Here is a 13,888-nt window from a genome sequence, read left to right as displayed (position 1 = left end):
CTCACCCGCAGCGCGCCGAGGGGTGGCGCGCAAGGGGGGCTCAGGAAGCCGGCGGCGCGCCGTCAGTGGCGTCGGCGCTGCTCGGCGTAGCGACGTTGCTCGTCGCTGCGAACGGGGATGGGTTGCAGGCGCGGAGGCTCGATGAGGCCGAGCGCGACACCCAGTTTCCATGCCAAGGATTGCAGCCAGAGTTTCATGGGGGGCCTCCTTTGCGGTAATGAGGTCGGGCGGCCCGATACTGCGTGGGCCGCCCTCAGAGTAGAGTAGCCCGGCGTCCCACTCTCCGCCCGTGCCACTCACTCCTTGCAACAAAGACTAGCGTCTCGCCGCCCGGTCCCCGCTGACATGGGTCAAGGTCAGCCACGCTCGCCACGCAGCTTGCGGCGAATCCACGCCTCGCCGCTCACCAGGGAAATCCCCGCCAGCACCAGCGCGGCGCCGCCAATGAAGTTCCAGGCCAGCGGCTCGCGCAGCAGCAGCACGCCGAAGGCGATGCCGAACAGCGGCGTCATGAAGGAAAACACCGCCAGGTTCGAGGCCAGGTAGCGGCGCAACAGCCAGAACCAGGTGAAGTAGCTGAAGAACGACACCACCACGCCCTGGAACAGCACGCTGCCCACGCCCACCGCGGTGAAGCGCACGTTGCCGAACTCGCCCAGGGCCAGGGCGATGAAGGGCAGCACCAGGGCCGCGGCGAGCAACTGGTAGAACAGCGTCAGGCTGGCCGGCGCTTCCGACAGCCGGGTGGTGCGCACCACCACGGTGGTGGCCCCCCAGGATGCCCCGGCGAGCACGCCGAAGAAGTCGCCGAGCAGCATGCGCCCGTCCATGTTGTGCACATCGAATCCGCCGCCGAAGCACAGGGCGATGCCGCCGAAGCACACCGCGATGCCCAGCCATTGCAGCGGCCGCAGGCGCTCGCTGGGCAGCAGGAAGTGCAGGGCGAGGGCGGAGAAGATCGGCGCCGTGTAGATGAACACCGCCATGTGCGAGGCGGAGGTGTACACCAGGCCCTGGGCGATGAACAGGAACTCCAGGGCGAACAGCAGCCCGGCCAGCGCGCCGCCGGGCAGGGTGCCCTGGCGGATCGCCTTCCAGTCGCCGCGCCAGAGCACCAGCAGGCCCACCAGCACGGCGGCCACCAGGTTGCGGCCGAAGGCCTGCATGATCGGCGCGATGTCGCCGGCGGCGAACTTCACCATCACCTGCTGGATGCCCCAGATCAGGCACAGCACCAGCATCACCTGCAGGGCGAAGGCGTCGGCGCCCTTGCGCGTGGTCGGCGGCGTCATGCGCACCTCCACGAAGCGGGCGAACGGGGGGCGTAGCGGTGGTCAGGCAGTTTCATGGCAAGGCTCGGCAGTGGAAAAGCGGGCACCAAGACGTGAAAACGGCGGTACCCCAAGGGAGTACCGCCGATTATTCCAGCTAAGCGACGGCGGGCGCCAACGGAAATCCGCCGGCGCCGCCCTTCACTGCCCGGTCTTGACCTTGCTCCAGGTGCGGGTGCGGATGCGCTCCAGCTTCGGCGGCAGCATCTCCACCGAGTACAGCTTGGCCTGCACCTCGGCCGGCGGGTAGACGTTGGGGTTGTCGCGCAGCTCGGCGGAAATCAGCTTGTCCGCCGCCTGGTTGGGGTTGGCGTAGGCCACGTAGTCGGAGATCGGCGCCACCACTTCCGGGCGCAGCAGGTAGTTGAGGAAGGCGTGGGCCTGCTCGACGTTCTGCGCGTCCCTGGGGATGGTCAGCACATCGAACCAGGCCGCGGTGCCTTCCTTGGGAATGCGGTATTCGATGTGGATGCCGTTCTTCGCTTCCTTGGCGCGGTTGGCCGCCTGCATGGCGCCGCCGGACCAGGCCATGGCCACGCAGACATCGCCGTTGGCCAGGTCGGTGACGAACTTCGAGGAGCTGAAGTAGGTGATGTATGGGCGCAGGCTGGCGAGCAGCGCCTCGGCCTTGGCGTAGTCCTCGGGGTTGTGGCTGTTCGGCGACAGCCCCAGGTAGGCCAGCGCCTCGGGGATCACCTCGGTCGGCGAGTCGAGGAAGGCCACGCCGCACTGCTTGAGCTTGGCGAGGTTCTCCGGCTTGAAGATCAGGTCCCAGGAATCCACCGGCGCGTTCTCGCCGAGGATGGCCTTCACCTTGTCGACGTTGTAGGCGACGCCGTTGGTCCCCCACATGTACGGCACGGCGTACTGGTTGCCCGGGTCCTTGCTCTCCAGCACCTTGAGCAGCGCCGGGTTGAGGTTCTTCCAGTTCGGCAGCTTGCTCTTGTCCAGCTTCTGGAACACGCCGGCCTTGAGGTAGTTGGGCAGGAAGCTGTCGCTGGGCACCACCAGGTCGTAACCCGAATGCCCGGAAAGCAGCTTGGCTTCCAGCACCTCGTTGCTGTCGTAGACGTCGTACTTCGGCGCGATGCCGCTGTCCTTCTGGAAGCCCTTGAGGGTGTCCGGGCCGATGTAATCGAACCAGTTGTAGATGCGCACCACCGGTTCGGCGCTGGCGATGCCGGCAGCCGTCAGCAGCGCGGCGCCGAGCAGGCCGCGGATGATCTTGTTGTTCTTGCGCATGACTCGCTCCTCGAAACGGCGTGCTCTTAGCGAGCGACGCCTTCGTATCCCTGCAGGACATTGACCGCGTTGACGCCGATGGCCTCGACCGCATAGCCGCCTTCCATGATGAACAGGGTCGGCAGGCCCAGGGCGGCGATGCGTTCGCCCATGCGCAGGTAGTCCGGGGAGTCCAGCTTGAACTCGGAGATCGGGTCGTCCTTGTAGGTGTCCACGCCCAGCGAGACCACCACCGCGTCCGGCGCGTAGGCGGCGATCTTGCGGCAGGCGTCTTCCAGCGCGGCGGACCAGCCGTCCCAACCGGTGCCGTGGGCCAGCGGGTAGTTGTGGTTGAAGCCTTCGCCCGCGCCTTCGCCGCGCTCGTCGGCGTGGCCGAGGAAGTACGGGTATTCCACCAGCGGGTCGCCGTGGATCGAGGCGAAGAGCACGTCGCCACGGTTGTAGAACAGCTCCTGGGTGCCGTTGCCGTGGTGGTAGTCGACGTCGAGGATGGCCACGCGCTTGGCGCCCTGGTCGAGGAAGGCCTGGGCGACCACGGAGGCGTTGTTGATGAAGCAGTAGCCGCCCATGAAGTCGCTGCCGGCGTGGTGGCCCGGCGGACGGCAGAGGCCGAAGGCGGTGCGCGCGCCCTGGCGCATGTGGTCCTGGGCGGTCAGCGCGACCTGCGCCGAGCTGTACACGGCCTGCCAGGTGCCGGCGGTGATCGGCGCCTCGGTGTCGAAGCTGTAGTGGCCCAGCTCACCCATCAGGGCGGTCGGGATCGGGCCGTCGCGGCGCAGGCGACGGGCCGGGAAGGTGGTGGAGACGAGGTCGCCGCTGTGGCCCTCGGCGGCCCAGCGGGCCCAGGCGCCCTTGAGGAAGGCGATGTACTTGGGGTCGTGCACGCGGTGGATGGCGTCGAAACCGAAGTCCTTCGGCGCGATCACGTCGCCGAGGTTCTGCGACTTCACCCGGGCCAGCACGGTGTCCGCGCGGCTGGGCATCTCGAAGCAGGGCTGGAGTTTGCCATCGACCAGTTCGGACTGGCCGAAATGCAGGCGATGATCGTCGCTATAGACGGTCAGCATGGGAAAACCTCTCGGCTTTGTTGTTCTAGGTGCAGCGATTCTGCCGATTCCCGGGCGGCCGGCTGAACAGCGTTGGCGGCCAAAAGGGGATCGGTATGGCCAACATTTATGACCCTTTACCACAGCACACCCTCCCCTCGCCGCCGGCTCGCTATGCTCTAGGGAATTGTCGCCGCGCGCTCCAGTCGAAATCCGCGAGTGCCGAACCGAAGGATGCAAGCATGCCGGGGGATCGCCAGTTCCTGTTTCGTTGCCTGTTGCTGCTGAGCCTGCTGTGCAGCGCCTGCGCCCTGGCCGCGCCGGTGCCCGACGCGGCGCCGGCGGTGTTCTCGGCGCTGGCCGAGGACGCCAGCCCGGAAATGCTCGCCGAGCGCCTGGAAAGCATACGCCAGGGGGTTTCCGACCAGGTCGGCGACGACGACCTGGCGCACCTGCGCCAGGCCACCCTGGAAGTGCAGAAGCTCGCCACCGTGCGCAACGAGGAACTGCAGGCGCGCCTCGAGCGCCTGGCCGACCAGCTCAACGTGCTCGGCCCGCCCAGCGAAGGCGAGGCCGCCGGCCTGGCCCTGCAGCGCAGCGAGCTGAGCAGCCAGAAGGACGAGTTGCAAGCCCGCGCCACCCAGGCCGCCGACGTCCTGCGCTCGGCCCGCGACCTCGCCGCGCAGATCGTCAACCTGCGCCGCAGCCTGTTCAATTCACAGATCGCCACGCGCTCGGCGCCGCCCTTCAGCCCGGTGTTCTGGTCGACCCTGACCCGCCCCACCGACGAGGACCTGGCGCGCCTGGGCAACCTCGGCGACGACCTGGCGCGGGGCGTCGCCAGCACCTGGAACAACGGCGGGCGCCTGCCGCTGCTGGCCTGCCTGCTCGCCGCCGTGCTGCTCTGCGTGCCCGGCCGGCGCCTGCTCGAACGCCTGGCCACGCACCTGGTCAACCGCTTCGTCCCCGAGGGCCGGCTGCGCCGCAGCAGCCTGGCGCTGGCGGTGGCCCTGGCCAGCGTCGCCAGCCTCGGCGGCGCCGCCGCGCTGCTGGCCCAGGGGCTGGACTGGAGCGCGAAGTTCCCGGCCGTGCTCGCCGGCCTGACCGAGCAGATCGTCACGCTGGCGATCTTCAGCGCCTTCATCAGCGGCCTCGGCCGCGCCCTGCTGATGACCAGCCGGCCAAGCTGGCGCCTGCTGCCGCTGCCCGACAGCGCCGCCGAAGCGATAGCCCCCTTCCCCGGGCTGCTGGCCATAGTGGTGATGGCGCTGGGCGTGCAGTCGCGCATCAACAACACCATCGGCGCCAGCCTGGCACTGACCGTGGCGGTCAACGGGCTGACCGCGCTGCTGATCGCCGGCCTGTTCGGCATCGCCCTGCTGCGCCTGCGCCGCAGCAGCGCCGACGACGAGGAGCACCCGCGCCCGGCGCTGGCCGGGGTGATCCACTTCGCCGCCCTGCTGGTGGTGGTGGCGATCGTCCTGGCGCTGCTCACCGGCTACCTGTCGCTGGCCTTCTTCCTCGCCACCAAGCTGCTCTGGGTCAGCGCCGTCGTCGTGATCGGCTACCTGCTCACGGCCTTCTTCGGCGACCTCTGCGACACCCTGCTGTCGCCGCGCCAGGCCACCGGCAAGACCCTCGCCCGCGCCCTCGGCCTGGCCCCCCAGCACCAGGCCCAGGCCGCCACCCTGCTGGCCGGGGTGGGCCGCACCCTGCTGGCGCTGATGACCCTGATGGTAGTGCTCTCCCCCACCGCCAGCAGCCCCGACGAACTGCTCGCCGGGGTCGAGCGCCTGGCCCAGGGCGGGCAGGTGCTGGGCAACCTCAACATCGTCCCGCAGGACATCCTGCTGGCCCTGCTGACCCTGCTCGGCGGCCTGTTCGCCCTGCGCCTGCTCAAGCGCTGGCTGGCCGAGGACCTGCTGCCGGAAACCAGCATGGACGCCGGCATGCGCGCCTCGCTGGTGACCCTGGTGGGCTACCTCGGCTTCGTCCTGCTCGGCCTGCTGACCCTCTCGGCGCTGCGCATCAACCTGACCAGCCTGACCTGGGTGGTCAGCGCCCTTTCGGTGGGCATCGGCTTCGGCCTGCAGGCGATCGTGCAGAACTTCATCAGCGGCCTGATCCTGCTCACCGAACGCCCGGTGAAGGTCGGCGACTGGGTCAGCCTGAGCGGCGTGGAAGGCGACATCCGCCGCATCAACGTGCGCGCCACGGAAATCCAGCAGTCGGACAACTCCACGGTGATAGTGCCGAACTCGCAACTCATCACCCAGAACGTGCGCAACGTGACCATGGGCGGCGCCCTGGGCAGCGTCGGCGTCAGCCTGACCCTGCCGCTGGACACCGACGTGCACAAGGTCCGCGAACTGCTCCTGGCGGCCTACGCCGAGCACCCGTCGATCCTCGACACGCCGAAACCCTCGGTCAGCTTCACCCAGCTCAACGACCAGGGCCTGACCCTGGCCGCCAGCGGCTACGTCAACAGCCCGCGCGGGGTGTCCGGCACCCGCAGCGACCTGCTGTTCAGCATCTTCGGCAAGCTGCGCGAGGAAGGCATCAGCCTGGTGACGACGCGCAGCCTGCGGTTGGTGGGGGATGGCAAGGAGCGGATCGAAGAGGCTGGGGATAACGAAGAGCCTGAGAGCCCCTCTCCCTAACCCTCTCCCTTCAGGGAGAGGGCTGGGGAGAGGGAGCTGAGTATCCCGGAGCACCGGTCAAGAGCCAATACGAAGAGTCCCTAGCCCGCTAGCCCTTTCGCGCCAGCAACGCCGCCGCGCCCTGCACCTTGCGCGTGTACCAGAACACCCGGCTCACCCCGCGGGTGATCGCCACGTAGGCCAGGCGCAGGCTTTCGTCCTGCATCGCCTGGTCGTAGCTGTTGCGGAAGAAGCCGCTGTGGGCGTACAGCACGTTGCGCAGCGGGTGGCGCTCCGGCGGGGCGCAGTCGTCGACGATGATCGCCACTTCCGCCTGCAGGCCTTTCGCGCGGTGGATGCTCATGGCCTTCACCGGCAGCGTGTCGTCGAGCTGCGCCTTGATCTGCTGCAGCGGCTCGTTGCGCCGGCTCAGCAGCATCACCGCGGTGCTTTCGCGGCTGCCGCGCGCGGCGACGTGCTCGCTCTGGGTACGGATCTCCGCCAGCAGCTTGGGCAGGTCGCGGGCGATGTCGAAGCGGGCTTCCAGGCGCACGCCGTGGTCGCCCGGCTGCATCGCCTTGAAGGCGCGGCAGGTCTTGGCCTGCTTGAAGGCGACCTCGGCCAGCACCGATTCGGCGTCGCGGATCACCGGTTCGATGCTGCGGTAGTTGGTTTCCAGTAGCAGCACCGTGCTCTGGCGGCTGTGGCCCTTGCTCGGGAAGTGCTTGTCGAAGTCCATGAACAGCTCCGGCGAGCTGCCGCGCCAACCGTAGATCGACTGCCAGTCGTCGCCGATGGCCATCAGGCTCGGCGCCTTGCCGGCGCGCGCCAGGAAGCGGTGCAGGGCCTGCAGCCAGAGGACGATCTGCGGCGAGATGTCCTGGAATTCGTCGATCAGCAGGTGGGTCATCGGCTCGGCCGCTTCGAGCTTGGCATCGCCCTCGGCGAAGCGTTTGGTGAGCTGCTGGAAGGCGGCGTTGAAGGTGGTCAGGCGTTGGCGCTTGAGCAGGGCGATGAAGAAGCTCCAGTAGATCGCCAGGGCCTCGAGGAAGATTTTCTCGCGGGTCGAGCAGTCCAGCTCGGCCACCTTCAGCTCCTGCGGACGGTAGCCGAGGCTTTCCATGAAGCCGGCCTGGGCGAAGAAGACTTCCACCAGCGGCGCCTCGACGAACTCGCCGGGCAGGCGGAACGGCTGCACCGGCGCCGGGCCGGGCACTTCCTCCGGCTTGTCCAGGCCGAGCAGGCGGTGCACCTTGGCGCGGAAGGCGCCGTTCACCGCGTAGCACTCTTCGTAGGCCTCCAGCAGCAGACGCTGCTGCGCCGGGCGCAGGCGGCCGCCGGTGAGCGGGTTGTCCGGCTCGCCAGGGTTCTTCTCTTCCAGCTGCTCGAACCAGCGCTGCTTGCCCAGCAGTTCGCGGGCCTGCACGCCCATGGCGGAGTGGAAGGTGCGCACGCATTCGCGGGCGCGGGCCATGTCGAAGGGGTACTGCCAGAACGCCAGGACCCGCACCAGCTGCTCGCGCAGCTGCACGCAGGAGGCGTTGGTGAAGGAGATCACCGTGACCTTGTCGGCCTCGATCCCCAGGTGGCAGAGCATGAACACCAGGCGCAACACCAGGGTGGTGGACTTGCCGGAGCCGGCCCCGGCGAAGATCCGCGCCAGCGGCTGGCGGCAGAGGATCATCGCCCACTGCTCGTCCGACGGTGGGCTGATCACCCCGGCGCTGACCGCCTGGCGCACGCGCTCGCGCATCGCCTCGACCTGCTCCGGGCGCACCGCCATGGCGCGCGCCGGGTAGATGCCGCTGGCGCCTTCGGCGGCGGGCTTGGCCGACGCCGACTCGCCCTCGGCGGCCTTCTTGCGCGGCTTGGCCTCGGCGCCCTCGGCCTTGGGCTTGGCGGCGCGCGGCTTGCGCTTGGGCGCGGGCGCCTGCGCGGCTTCGTTCTGCTCGCGCAGGTAGGCGGTGGTGCGCGGGAAGTAGCGCGCCAGGGATTCGGACAGCAGCAGTTTGTAGCGCCTTACGGCAGACAGCATCGGAAGGCTCCGGCCCTGGAAGATGTCGCTGAATGATAAGGGGATTCAGTGACGATCCGACAGCGCCGGGCGCCTTGGGTTCGCCTCAGGCGCCGGTCCAGCGGCGCAGCAGCACGCTGGCGTTGACCCCACCGAAGCCGAAGCCGTTGGACAGCGCGTACTCCGTCTGCAGCGGGCGCGGCGCGCCGTACACCAGGTCGATGCCGGCGGCGGCCTCGTCCGGCTCCAGCAGGTTGAGCGTGGCCGGCGCCAGCTGGTCACGCAGGGCCAGCAGGGTGAAGATCGCCTCCAGCCCGCCGGCCGCGCCGAGCAAGTGGCCGGTGGCGGACTTGGTGGCGCTGACCGCGACGCCGCCCTGGTCGCCGAACACCGAGCGGATCGCCGCCAGCTCGCCCTTGTCGCCCACCGGCGTGGAGGTGGCGTGGGCGTTGAGGTGGCCGATCTGCGCCGGGTCGATGCCGGCCTGGGCGATGGCCTGCTGCATGGCCCGGCGCGCCCCGTTGCCGTCCTCGGGGCCGGCGGTGAGGTGATAGGCGTCGGCGCTGGTGCCATAGCCGACCACCTCGGCCAGCGGCTGCGCGCCACGGGCCAGGGCATGCTCCAGCGACTCGATCACCAGAATCCCGGCGCCCTCGCCCATGACGAAGCCGTCGCGCTGGCGGTCGAACGGCCGCGAGGCTTCCTGCGGGCGGTCGTTGAAGCCGCTGGAAAGCGCCCGCGCGGCGGCGAAGCCACCCAGGGCGACGCGGTCGATGGACGCTTCGGCGCCGCCGCACACGGCGATGTCGGCCTCGCCGGCGCGGATCAGCCGCGCGGCGTCGCCGATGGCCTGGACGCTCGCCGCGCAGGCGGTCACCGGCGCGCCGATCGGCCCCTGCAAGCCATGCCGGATGGACACGTGGCCGGCCGCCAGGTTGACCAGGAACGAGGGAATGGTGAACGGCGACAACCGCCGCGGCCCGCGCTCGTCGGTGGTGCGCACGGCGTCGGCGATGGCGCTGAAGCCGCCGATGCCGGAGGCGATCACCGTGGCCGTGCGGGTCTTCTCGCGCGCGTCCTGCGGCGCCCAGCCGGCCTGGGCCAGGGCCTCCTCGGCGGCGGCCAGGGCGAAGAGGATGAAGCGGTGCATCTTCTTCTGCTCCTTGGCCGGCGCCGCGCGCTCGGCGTCGAAGCCGGCCTCGGTGTCCTCGGTGATATCCGGCACTCGCCCGCCGACCTCGCAGGGCAGGTCGCGGACGAACTCCTCGGCCAGCCGGGCAATCCCCGAGCGCCCCTGCAACAGCCGCCGCCAGACCACTTCGGTGCCACACCCCAGGGGGCTGACCACCCCGGTCCCGGTTACCACGATACGTTGCACAGCCATGATTTCACCTGCCTGACGATGGCTTCGCCATCATTAAATTACGATCAACATACAATATTCAGGACGCCCCGACCATCCGTCGTCGCGCCGCTCGCATCCACTCATCATCGACCACCCTTGGCGTTGCCCTTGACCACGAAGGAGATTCGCCATGCGACTGGAAGGCTCCTGCCACTGCGGCGCCGTGACCTTCAGCCTGGACAGCGCCCATCCCTACCCCTACCAGCGTTGCTACTGCTCGATCTGCCGCAAGACCCAGGGCGGCGGTGGCTACGCCATCAACCTCGGCGGCGACGCCGCGAGCCTCAAGGTGCGCGGGCGCAAACACCTGCGCGTGTACCACGCCAAGCTGCGCGAGCCGGGCCAGCGCACCCGCACCAGCAGCGCCGAACGCAACTTCTGCGGCGAATGCGGCAGCGCGCTGTGGCTGTTCAGCCCGGAGTGGCCGGAGCTGATCCACCCGTTCGCCTCGGCCATCGACACGCCGCTGCCGGTGCCACCGGAGCACACCCACCTGCTGCTCGACTCCCGGGCGAGCTGGGTCGAGGTAGAAAAGCACCCGCGCGACCTGTACTTCGACGGCTACCCGGAAGAGTCCATCGCCGACTGGCATCGTCGCCTGGGCCTGGAACGCTAGGCCTGCAGGCGAAACACCGCGAACGCCGGCTCGGCGCTGAGCCAGTGTTCGCGCACCAGCCAGCCACCGCGCTCGGCCAGCTCGCGGAAGTCGTCGAGGCCGTATTTGTAGGAGTTTTCCGTGTGCAGGCGCTCGCCGGCGCGGAAGGCGTAGTCCACGCCGGCGATGCGCACGAACTGGTCGCTCCGGCTGACCAGGTGCATCTCGATGCGGCTCGACTCGGCGTTCCACAGCGCCAGGTGCTCGAACTGGTCGAGCTGGAAGTCGGCGCGCAGCTCGCGGTTGATGCGCCGCAGCAGGTTCAGGTTGAAGCGCGCGGTCACGCCTTCGGCGTCGTTGTAGGCGGCCTCCAGCAGCTTCGGGTCCTTGCGCAGGTCGACCCCGACGATGAAGCTGGCGCCCGGCCCGAGCAGCTCGTGGGCGCCCTGGAGGAAGCCCAGGGCCTGCGGCGGGTCGAAATTGCCGATGGTCGAGCCGGGGAAGAAGCCCAGCCGCGCGCCATCGGCCAGAGCCGGCGGTAGCGCCTCCAGGCGCGTGAAGTCGGCGCACAGCGGCTCGATGCGCAGCGCCGGGTAGTCCCGTTGCAGACGCGCGGCGGCCTTGTCCAGGGCCGCCGGGCTGATGTCGACGGGCACGTAGCGGACGATCTGCGGCGCGGCGTCCAGCAGCAGGCAGGTCTTCTCGCTGGCGCCGCTGCCGAACTCCACCAGGGTGCAGTCGGCCGGGATGCGCGCGGCGATCGCCGGGGCTATGCGCCCCAGCAGCGCCGTCTCGCTGCGCGTCGGGTAGTACTCGCGGGTGCGGCAGATGGCCTCGAACAGCTCGGAACCGGCGGCGTCGTAGAAGTACTTCGGCGACAGCTGCCGGGGCGTCAGCGAGAAGCCCGCCACCAGGTCCTCGGCCAGCTCGCGGGCGTGCGGGTCCAGCGCGGCCTGCTCGGAAAGGTCGCGGGCCAGGCGCAGGCCGGCGAACATCCAGCGTTTCTCCGGGTGAAAGAAGTTGCGGTAGCTCGGCCGCGAATGCCCGGCCGGGGTGATGCAGGCGCCGCCGCGCAGGACCATCTGGCCGACCATGAACTTGCCGTTGTACTCGCCCACCGCGCCGGCGCCGGGGCGGAAGCCCGGGTACGCCGAGTAGGCGCTCTGGGTCCACTGCCAGCCGCCGTCGTAGAGCTGGCGCAGGCGACCGTCGCGGGCGGCGACTTCCCACTCCATCTCCGTCGGCAACCGCGCGCCGGCCCAGCTGGCGTAGGCGGCGGCCTCGTAGTAGCTGACGTGCAGCACCGGCGCGTCCGGCTCCAGCGGGCGCAGGCCGTGCAAGCCGAACTCGTGCCAGCCGTCGTCGCGCATCCGCCAGTACAACGGCGCCTCCCAGCCCTCCTCCTGCACCTTGGCCCAGCCGTCCGACAGCCAGAACTCCGCACGGCGATAGCCACCGTCGGCGATGAACGCCAGCCACTGGCGGTTGCTCACCAGCGACTCGGCGATCTCGAACGGCGCCAGGAAACAGCGGTGCGCCGGCAGCTCGTTGTCGAAGGCGAAGCCCTCGCCGTCATGGCCGACGCCCAGCAGCCCGCCCTGGATGGCCAGGAAGCGCTGCGGCCCGCAGGCCGACGGCGCGTAGCCCTCGCCAAAGGCCGGCGCCAGCGGCGACAGGCTGAACAGGTGGAGGATGTCCATCAGCAGCAGCTCCTGGTGCTGTTCCTCGTGGGCCAGGCCCAGGCTCACCAGCGCTTCCAGCTCGGCGTCGGGGGCGGCATCGAGCAGCGTCAGCATGTGCTCGTCGACGTACCGCCGGTAATCGAGCACCCGCCGCAGCGGCGGCCGCGTCAGCATCCCCCGCTGCGGCCGGGGCTGGCGCGCGCCGAGGGCCTCGTAGTAGGAGTTGAACAGGTAGCCGAAGCTGGCATCGAAAGCCTCGTAGCCGGCCAGCCGCGGCCTGAGCAGGAAGGTCTCGAAGAACCAGGTGGTGTGCGCGACGTGCCACTTGGCCGGGCTGGCATCGGGCATCGACTGGGCGACCGCGTCCTCGGCGTCGAGGTGGGCGATCAGCTGTTCGCTGGCCCGGCGCACCTGCTGGTAGCGCTGGGCGAGCGGAATGGCCTTGCTGGACATGGGGTGGTCCCCTTGCATGTGCGGCAGGCGCAGGTCGGTTTCAGTCTTCGGCGCGGATACTGACCTGCTCGGGATAGAAGGCGACGTGGCCACGGATCAGCGCCACTTCGGGTTTCGGGTCTTCATAGGTCCAGGCCGCGTTCTCGGCGACCTGGCCGTCGTGCACCAGGTTGTAGTAGCTGGCTTCGCCCTTGTACGGGCAGCGCGTGTGGTGCTGGCTGCGCACGAAGTGGCCGGGGCGGGTGTCCGCCTCGGGCAGGTAGAACACCGGTGGATAACCGGCCTCCTGCAATACCAGGGCGTTTTCGCTGCTGGCCACCAGGGCACCGTGGAAGCGCACGTCGACGCGGCCGGAGTGGACCTTGATGTCAATGGGGTGTTCATGGGCGGGGCGGTTCATCGACTCTCTCCAGTTTCGGCCCTCAGGGTTCTGAACCCGGCGGGCGGTGAAAGGTTGCAACGAATGCGAAGCGCCCCGTTCAGGGTAGAACGCCATGGCGCCGGGCCCGGCAAAAACCGATGGGCGTGGCGGCTTGCCCCGCCCTGCCCGGCTGGCCGATAGTCGCCCCTCGACAAGGAGGCAGCATGTTCACCAGAAGACAGCTCAACCGCGCGTTCCTGCTCGCGCCCCTGGCCGGCCTGCTCGCCGGCAACGCCCGCGCCGCCGACCTGGCTGCGCTGCAAGCACGCCTGGCGCACCTGGAAAAGACCAGCGGCGGGCGCCTCGGCGTGGCCGTGCTCGACAGCGCCGACGGCCGCCGGTTCGGCCTGCGCCAGGACGAGCGCTTCCCGCTGTGCAGCACCTTCAAGCTGCTGCTCGCCGCCTGCGTGCTGGCCCGCGTCGATCGCGGCGAGGAACAGCTGGCGCGGCGCATCGTCTACGGCCGGGGCGACCTGGTGGAGTATTCGCCGACCGCCGAGCGCCACGTCGGCAAGCCGGGCCTGAGCGTCGCCGAACTCTGCGAGGCGGCGGTCACCCTCAGCGACAACGGCGCGGCCAACCTGCTGCTGGCCAGCCTCGGCGGCCCGGCCGGACTGACCGACTGGTTGCGCGGCACGGGCGATGAGGTCACCCGCCTGGATCGCAACGAACCCACGCTCAACCAGGCCATCCCCGGCGACCCACGCGACACCACCACGCCGACGGCGATGCTGGAAACACTGCAGCGGCTGCTACTCGGGGAGGTGCTGAAACCCACCTCCCGAGAGCAGCTGCGCGCCTGGCTGCTGGCCAACCAGACCGGCGACGCCCGCATCCGCGCCGGCGTGCCGAAGGACTGGAAGGTCGGCGACAAGACCGGCACCGGCCCGAAGGCCACCGGCACCAGCAACGACGTGGCCATCCTCTGGCCGCCGGGCCGCGCGCCGATCCTGGTGGCCGCCTACCTCACCGGCAGCCCGGCCACGGCGGAGCAGCGCGACGCGACGCTGGCCGAGGTCGGCCGGCTCGCAGCCAGCCTGGCCTGATGTAGCGCCCGGAT

Annotated in this window: 11 protein-coding genes; 3 read left to right on the top strand and 8 right to left on the bottom strand. The window is 69.7% G+C overall.

Annotation, left to right across the window (positions count from 1 at the left end; all coding sequences use genetic code 11):
- Positions 1-62: 62 nt before the first annotated feature.
- The 4 genes from P3W75_RS25125 to P3W75_RS25110 all read right to left on the bottom strand — a co-directional run bounded on the left by P3W75_RS25125 (position 63) and on the right by P3W75_RS25110 (position 3,640).
- On the bottom strand, positions 63-197 hold the full coding sequence (locus P3W75_RS25125) for a PA1414 family protein (RefSeq protein WP_276230029.1): 135 nt from the start codon (positions 195-197) through the stop codon (positions 63-65).
- Between the two features lie 159 nt (positions 198-356).
- Complete coding sequence (locus P3W75_RS25120; RefSeq protein WP_276230028.1) at positions 357-1,292, bottom strand: DMT family transporter; 936 nt, start codon at positions 1,290-1,292, stop codon at positions 357-359.
- Positions 1,293-1,472: 180 nt separating this feature from the next.
- Complete coding sequence (locus P3W75_RS25115; protein WP_276230027.1) at positions 1,473-2,573, bottom strand: extracellular solute-binding protein; 1,101 nt, start codon at positions 2,571-2,573, stop codon at positions 1,473-1,475.
- A gap of 26 nt (positions 2,574-2,599) precedes the next feature.
- Complete coding sequence (locus P3W75_RS25110) at positions 2,600-3,640, bottom strand: histone deacetylase family protein (RefSeq protein WP_276230026.1); 1,041 nt, start codon at positions 3,638-3,640, stop codon at positions 2,600-2,602.
- Positions 3,641-3,861: 221 nt separating this feature from the next.
- Here P3W75_RS25110 and P3W75_RS25105 point away from each other — a divergent pair, with 221 nt between their 5' ends.
- Positions 3,862-6,279, top strand: coding sequence for a DUF3772 domain-containing protein (locus P3W75_RS25105; protein ID WP_276230025.1), 2,418 nt, complete (start codon positions 3,862-3,864; stop codon positions 6,277-6,279).
- 88 nt (positions 6,280-6,367) lie between these two features.
- Here P3W75_RS25105 and P3W75_RS25100 read toward each other — a convergent pair whose 3' ends face one another.
- Together P3W75_RS25100 and fabF are read right to left on the bottom strand one after the other, a co-directional pair.
- The gene (locus P3W75_RS25100) at positions 6,368-8,293 is read right to left on the bottom strand and encodes a DEAD/DEAH box helicase (protein ID WP_276230024.1); all 1,926 of its coding nucleotides are present in this window, start codon (positions 8,291-8,293) and stop codon (positions 6,368-6,370) included.
- Positions 8,294-8,378: 85 nt separating this feature from the next.
- Entirely contained in the window at positions 8,379-9,656 is a 1,278-nt protein-coding gene (gene fabF, locus P3W75_RS25095; RefSeq protein ID WP_276230023.1) for a beta-ketoacyl-ACP synthase II, read from the bottom strand.
- A gap of 151 nt (positions 9,657-9,807) precedes the next feature.
- On the opposite strand from fabF, the gene P3W75_RS25090 reads away from it, so the two are divergent.
- Entirely contained in the window at positions 9,808-10,293 is a 486-nt protein-coding gene (locus P3W75_RS25090; RefSeq protein WP_276230022.1) for a GFA family protein, read from the top strand.
- Here P3W75_RS25090 and egtB read toward each other — a convergent pair.
- Positions 10,290-12,407 carry an ergothioneine biosynthesis protein EgtB gene (gene egtB / locus P3W75_RS25085; protein WP_276230021.1) on the bottom strand — a complete coding sequence of 706 codons (2,118 nt, stop codon included), beginning with the start codon at positions 12,405-12,407 and terminating at the stop codon, positions 10,290-10,292. The genes P3W75_RS25090 and egtB overlap by 4 nt on opposite strands.
- Before the next feature lie 40 nt (positions 12,408-12,447).
- Positions 12,448-12,807: a DUF427 domain-containing protein gene (locus P3W75_RS25080; protein ID WP_276230020.1), complete on the bottom strand. Its 360-nt coding sequence runs from the start codon at positions 12,805-12,807 to the stop codon at positions 12,448-12,450.
- Positions 12,808-12,992: 185 nt separating this feature from the next.
- Here P3W75_RS25080 and bla point away from each other — a divergent pair, with 185 nt between their 5' ends.
- On the top strand, positions 12,993-13,874 hold the full coding sequence (gene bla, locus P3W75_RS25075) for a class A beta-lactamase (protein WP_276230019.1): 882 nt from the start codon (positions 12,993-12,995) through the stop codon (positions 13,872-13,874).
- Positions 13,875-13,888: the final 14 nt, after the last annotated feature.

The organism is Pseudomonas citronellolis (genome assembly GCF_029335315.1).
Classification (GTDB): Bacteria; Pseudomonadota; Gammaproteobacteria; order Pseudomonadales; family Pseudomonadaceae; genus Pseudomonas; species Pseudomonas citronellolis_A.
The sequence above is the reverse complement of the archived record's forward strand: the minus strand, read 5'-3'. Positions and strand labels throughout refer to the sequence as shown.

What these genes read in the sequence shown, in the direction of transcription:
- P3W75_RS25120 (WP_276230028.1), bottom strand. Translation starts at nt 1,292, where the DNA reads ATGACGCCGCCGACCACGCGCAAGGGCGCCGACGCCTTCGCCCTGCAG.
- P3W75_RS25080 (WP_276230020.1), bottom strand. Translation starts at nt 12,807, where the DNA reads ATGAACCGCCCCGCCCATGAACACCCCATTGACATCAAGGTCCACTCC.
- P3W75_RS25105 (WP_276230025.1), top strand. Translation starts at nt 3,862, where the DNA reads ATGCCGGGGGATCGCCAGTTCCTGTTTCGTTGCCTGTTGCTGCTGAGC.
- fabF (WP_276230023.1), bottom strand. Translation starts at nt 9,656, where the DNA reads ATGGCTGTGCAACGTATCGTGGTAACCGGGACCGGGGTGGTCAGCCCC.
- P3W75_RS25100 (WP_276230024.1), bottom strand. Translation starts at nt 8,293, where the DNA reads ATGCTGTCTGCCGTAAGGCGCTACAAACTGCTGCTGTCCGAATCCCTG.
- P3W75_RS25090 (WP_276230022.1), top strand. Translation starts at nt 9,808, where the DNA reads ATGCGACTGGAAGGCTCCTGCCACTGCGGCGCCGTGACCTTCAGCCTG.
- bla (WP_276230019.1), top strand. Translation starts at nt 12,993, where the DNA reads ATGTTCACCAGAAGACAGCTCAACCGCGCGTTCCTGCTCGCGCCCCTG.
- P3W75_RS25125 (WP_276230029.1), bottom strand. Translation starts at nt 197, where the DNA reads ATGAAACTCTGGCTGCAATCCTTGGCATGGAAACTGGGTGTCGCGCTC.
- P3W75_RS25115 (WP_276230027.1), bottom strand. Translation starts at nt 2,573, where the DNA reads ATGCGCAAGAACAACAAGATCATCCGCGGCCTGCTCGGCGCCGCGCTG.
- P3W75_RS25110 (WP_276230026.1), bottom strand. Translation starts at nt 3,640, where the DNA reads ATGCTGACCGTCTATAGCGACGATCATCGCCTGCATTTCGGCCAGTCC.
- egtB (WP_276230021.1), bottom strand. Translation starts at nt 12,407, where the DNA reads ATGTCCAGCAAGGCCATTCCGCTCGCCCAGCGCTACCAGCAGGTGCGC.